This window comes from Chamaesiphon sp. OTE_20_metabat_361, from assembly GCF_031364565.1.
Window position 1 is genome coordinate 1 of record NZ_JANLWO010000880.1, and the last position, 5,284, is coordinate 5,284.

The 5,284-nt window shown below is 45.8% G+C and carries 4 protein-coding genes; 2 read left to right on the plus strand and 2 right to left on the minus strand.

From position 1 onward, the window contains the following. The first annotated feature begins 274 nt into the window (after positions 1–274). Complete coding sequence (locus RMO35_RS24700; RefSeq protein ID WP_309745335.1) at positions 275–2,338, plus strand: serine/threonine-protein kinase; 2,064 nt, start codon at positions 275–277, stop codon at positions 2,336–2,338. 147 nt (positions 2,339–2,485) lie between these two features. Here the strand turns inward: RMO35_RS24700 and RMO35_RS24705 are convergent, their stop codons facing one another. Together RMO35_RS24705 and RMO35_RS24710 are read right to left on the minus strand one after the other, a co-directional pair. Beyond that, positions 2,486–3,799: a voltage-gated chloride channel family protein gene (locus tag RMO35_RS24705; protein ID WP_309745337.1), complete on the minus strand. Its 1,314-nt coding sequence runs from the start codon at positions 3,797–3,799 to the stop codon at positions 2,486–2,488. Beyond that, positions 3,796–4,083 carry a hypothetical protein gene (locus RMO35_RS24710; RefSeq protein ID WP_309745339.1) on the minus strand — a complete coding sequence of 96 codons (288 nt, stop codon included), beginning with the start codon at positions 4,081–4,083 and terminating at the stop codon, positions 3,796–3,798. Before RMO35_RS24710 ends, RMO35_RS24705 begins: the two co-directional genes overlap by 4 nt. A 59-nt stretch (positions 4,084–4,142) precedes the next feature. Between RMO35_RS24710 and RMO35_RS24715 the strand changes: the two genes are divergently transcribed. Then, a partial coding sequence (locus RMO35_RS24715; RefSeq protein ID WP_309745341.1) for an MlaD family protein occupies positions 4,143–5,284 on the plus strand: 1,142 nt, incomplete at its 3' end.

Here is a 5,284-nt window from a genome sequence, read left to right on the forward strand (position 1 = left end):
GAGAGATATAGTTGAAAGTATTATCTTGAAGCGAGCTAGTCAGCCAGCGCAAAAGTTTGCTAGCTGGGACGATCTGAGCGTGTTAAAAATCAAAGGATTAACAGCAGCTAAAATTCAGGAGATTATTAAAAAATTGAAATAGCTGCTCTGCGTAATCTCTGCTAAGTCAAGCTACTTAACTAAATAGTTAGATCGAGACTTATAGCCGATCGCATAAATTGGCCAAGACGATACAATATAAGGATTGTTATACCTAGAATCGAGCTAACGTTGGATGAGTCTGTGTATCAATCCTCAGTGTCCGCATCCAGAAAACTCCGATCGGATGCTATTTTGTCAAAGCTGTGGCTCAGAACTGCTCCTAGCAGGTAAATATCGAGTTGCCAAATTAATGAGCAACAAAGGCGGCTTTGGGGATACCTATGAAGTCACAGAGCGCGGTGTCCCCAAAGTCCTCAAAGTCCTCAAAAGTAATAATGCTAAAGCAATCGAATTATTCGATCGCGAATACAGAGTCCTTGAAAGCTTAACCGGACAAGGAATTGCTGGGATTCCCTTAGTCGAAGATTTCTTTTTATATACTCCCAATGCCTCCCAGACAGCTCTACATTGCCTGGTAATGGAGCGGATTTTTGGGATGGACTTAGAAGAGTATATCAAAGTCATGCAGCGCCCGATCGACCAGAAAACGGCGATCGGCTGGCTCTCGCAACTGACGCAGATCCTCCAAGAAATCCACTATCGCGGGATTTTTCATCGCGATATCAAGCCATCTAATATCATTCTCCAACCCGATGGGCAATTAGTCGCGATCGATTTCGGTGCAGCCAAGCAAGCCGCCGTCCATGTCTCCCCCCAAGCTACTCGGATTTATACCCCCGGTTATGCCGCTCCCGAACAGCAGCGGGGAGAAACCTTCGCTCAGTCAGACTTTTTTGGATTGGGGCGAACCTTTGTTTATCTACTTACTAGCAAAGAACCGATCGATCTTTACGATACCTATCGCGATGTCTTAATCTGGCGGGATAAGGCTCCCCAAGTTGCCAGCGATTTCTTAGATTTAATCGATCGATTGATGCAGGAAGATCCACATCAGCGTCCCGATACTACCACCACTATTTTTAGCGAAATTGCCGCCCTATCGCCGATCGTTACCCGTCAGATCGTTAGCTATCAGCCTCTCCAAACCCCCACTAACCCCAATTTACTCACAAAACCCCTTCAGCTTCCCGTCGCCAGTCTGACACCCACTGTCGCCTCACAGGCAGTACCGCCCCTCGCCCGTAAATTGCCCCTCGCATGGTTGGGATTAGCGGCGCTCCTGCTGCCACTGGCTGCTGGCGCGATGTATTTTTTGGGTACCAAACAGCCATCGATACCCAACATTACCAGCAATAGTACTGGTGATTCATTCGTGCAAATTAAAGATGTACCCCAGGGTGTATTTAAGTTTGGGGGAAGTACGACTTGGGCGACTACCAGACAAATCCAATCATCGATCGATGCGGCAATTAAGGGCGTTTTTCCGAACTTTGATATCGTCTATGCCGATGCTAGTTCGCCAGACTTTAAATCTACAAAAAATGGTAAATGTGACAGCAAAGCTGGCTCTAATAATGGCATTTGTTGGCTGCTCGAAGGCGATTTAGATTTCGCTCAATCCTCGATCGCATTAGACAAATCTAAATACAAAGACGACCCGCGTGTCAAAGCAGGTCAACTCAAACAAGAGGCTGTAGCTTATGATGCGCTCAGTGTCGTAGTCAATCCGCAGCTCAAACTTCCTGGTTTAACGATCGACCAATTGCGCGATATTTATACTGGTAAAGTAACTAACTGGAGTCAAGTCGGCGGTCAAAATCTCCCGATCGTCGCTTTTTCACGTACCGAAAAATCTGGTGGTACTGTTTCTTCTTTTAAAGATTTGGTCTTAAAAAAGAGCGATGAACTTAAGTCACAATTTGTTAGTAATACGACTGAGGGGTTGCAGCAAGTCAGTAAAAATCCCGGCGGAATCTACTATGGAGCTGCCAAGGAAGTTATTGTTGACTCGTGTAACACTCAGCCTCTAGCGATCGGTCAAACGGGGAATAACTTAGTTAAGCCTTATCAGGAACCATTGCAATCTCCCGCTGCTTGCAATAACGGTCAGCGTAATAAAATTAATACCGAAGTAATTAAAACTCAATCGTACCCACTCACTCGCCAAATCTACGTCATCATCAAAACCAACGACTCAAATCGTCAAAAAGTGGGCGAAACTTATGCCGACTTATTAAGAACCAAGCAAGGACAAAGCTTGCTAGAAAAAGCTGGATTTGTGAGTATCGATCGCTAAATATATTATCTCTAATACACCAACTGTAGGGGCGGGTTTATGCCAGTCAGTATCGATCTTACTATTCAGTATCGTTGGCGAAGCCTACCGTAGGTACACAAACCCGCCCTTCCCACTAGCAGATTTCAAGTGAGTTCTAAGATGATGTTAGTTTGCATCGATATCTCGATCGATCTCTAGTGCCTGAATACTTTTGCCCTCATGATGTTTGAGCGAAACATATTTACTCACACCCACGCGTTGCGATCGATAAATACCTACGTGCCCAGAGCATAAATAACTACAGATACAAGTAATTGCCGCGTAAATACCAGTTGGAGAGCCAAATAATTCGATCGCCATTAGTATTGAAGTTAGGGGTGTATTGGCAGCCCCAGCAAATACACCGACAAATCCCATTCCAGCGAGGAGTGGTGTGGGCAATCCTGTCAGTGGGGCAATCGCATTACCTAACGTCGCACCGATGTAAAATAGGGGCGTGACTTCGCCACCTTTAAATCCCGCTCCCAAACTTAGGGTAGTAAAAGCAATTTTGGCAGCAAAATCCCAGGGTGGAAGTTGGACATTAAAAGCACTGACGATCGTCGGTACACCTAAACCGATATACTTAGTCGTACCAGTTAATTGAATCGCGATCGCCACTAAGATGCCACCAACGAAGGGACGCAATGGTGCATAACTAATCTTCGCTGTAAAGTAAGCACTAATCTGATGCGTCAAAGTGGCAAATAACCGCGCGGTTAGCCCGAAGATGGCACCAGCCAACATCATTGTTACTAAGCCCCGCATTGTTAATTGGGGGACGATCGGGATGGGATAAAGTTGATGGTGTCCTCCCCATGCTAGTGTAGTGCGATCGCCAACGATCGCCGCGATCGCACACATCAATAGTCCATCGTAGCGAAACTTGCCAAAAGCTAAAACTTCTAGCCCATACAACATCCCCGCGAGCGGCGTCCCAAATACCCCCGCATAGCCGCCACTAATCCCCGCCATCAATACGACTCGCCGATCGATTCCCGGCAGCCCTACGACTCGTCTCAAGCGATCTGCAATCGCCCCACCCATCTGAACTGCCGTCCCTTCTCGCCCCACCGAGGCACCAAATAGGTGCGCCAACGTCGTACTAATTAACACCAACGGTACCATCCGCAACGGAATTACCGATCGCGGATCGTGAATTTCTTCGAGCAGGAGATTGTTTCCAGCAGCGACACTTTGCCCCCAGTAATGGTAAATCAGCCCACTGAGCAGCCCACCCAAGGGCAATAGCCACAACACCCATCCGTGAGCCTCCCGCCAGCTTGTCGCCCACTCTAGGGCACTCAGCAGTGCTGCTGATGAGGTGCCACTTAGGATCCCGATGCTACAGCCAATGGCTCCCGGCAAAGCCAGGGTTGCCTGGAGCCATTTGACTAAATCGACAATCGCTTTAATGCTGACATCTCGCCATTTACTCATTTTCGTGGTGCTTGAATCGCTCTAAGGTAGATAACGTTGATGTCTGGTGCTGAAATTTCCGCAGCAACCGCAGCGCCATCACTAGTAGTTTGCACGTAATTAGTCTCGATCGAGACTAATTTAGGAGAGTGACGCGGTAACATGGAGACGAGTGGCGACAAAAATCTGTTTGCACAGGACATTATCATCACAAATCGGTTATCCGCCATCGGCATGAACGCAGTTAAAATCGCTGCCAGTGGAGAGACAGCCAGCGATTTGTCACTCAAGTTTTTTATCTTCAATCAATTTCTCAGTCCAAATTTCGTCTAGATCGTGTTGAGTTTAGGAGCAATAAATTAAGATGCAATCACGCGCAGTCCGAGAAGGTTCGGTTGGATTGATGCTTATCGCTGGGTTAGCTGTCTTTGGCGCAATTTTCTTATGGCTTAGAGGATTGACACCAGGATCTCAGTCTTACAATATTATCGCGCAATTTGCTCAGGCACCAGGGATTCAGCTCGGTGGTGTCGTCAGATTTCGGGGGATTCGGGTAGGCAAAATTACCAAAATCGAACCAGGTATCAATGGAGTGGCTGTCGTGATGCAGATGGACGATCCCAATCTCACAATTCCCAAAGATGTTGCAGTAGAAGTCAGTCAAACTGGGCTAATCGGCGAACCCGTCATCGAAATTACCCCCCGCACTAATAATAATGTGGCGATCGATTCTCGCTCCCTCGCTGGGGCGCTAGATCCGCAATGCAATGGCAATTTGATTCTTTGTAATAATGCTAAAGTCAACGGTAAAATTGGCGCAAGTTTTAACGAAGTACTCCAAAGGGCCACAAAATTAATCGATTTGTATAGTAATCCTGAAGTAGTCAAAAACCTCAATAATACTTTAGTCAAAACTGGTGCGGCTGCTGAGGATTTCTCGCGACTGAGTAAAAGCCTCGATCGCGTGACTAATGATTTTTCTAAATTACCAAAAACTGTCGAAACCGAACTAAATAATTTATCAGCAAAAGCAAATGTCCTGACGGCATCATTCGATCGAACTAGTACCAAAATCGGTCAAAGTGCCGATAAGTTTACCGTAACTGCTGCCCAATTGACTGCTACTGCGGCTGAATACAAAAAATTAGCTGGCTCCGTTAATAGTTTAGTAGCTGAAAATCGGAAAACTTTTGCCTCTTCTCTAAATAATTTCGACAAGCTTAGTGTCGATTTACGTAAAACAGTTAATTCAATAAATCCCTCGATCGTCAAGCTAAATACGACGATATCTAAAATTAATTCAGATAAATTAGCTAAAGATTTAGAAGGGGTATTAAGTAATGCCAATCAAACATCGCTAAATCTGCGGAAAATTACCGATAACTTAAACGATCCTAAAACATTGTCAATGTTGCAACAGACATTAGACTCCGCCAGAGTAACATTCCAAAACACCCAGAAAATTACATCCGATTTAGACGATCTCACCGGGAGTCCAGAGTTTCG

Bases quoted from the DNA above. Each gene is read 5' to 3' on its own strand.
- RMO35_RS24705 (WP_309745337.1), bottom strand. From the start codon at position 3,799: ATGAGTAAATGGCGAGATGTCAGCATTAAAGCGATTGTCGATTTAGTC.
- RMO35_RS24700 (WP_309745335.1), top strand. From the start codon at position 275: ATGAGTCTGTGTATCAATCCTCAGTGTCCGCATCCAGAAAACTCCGAT.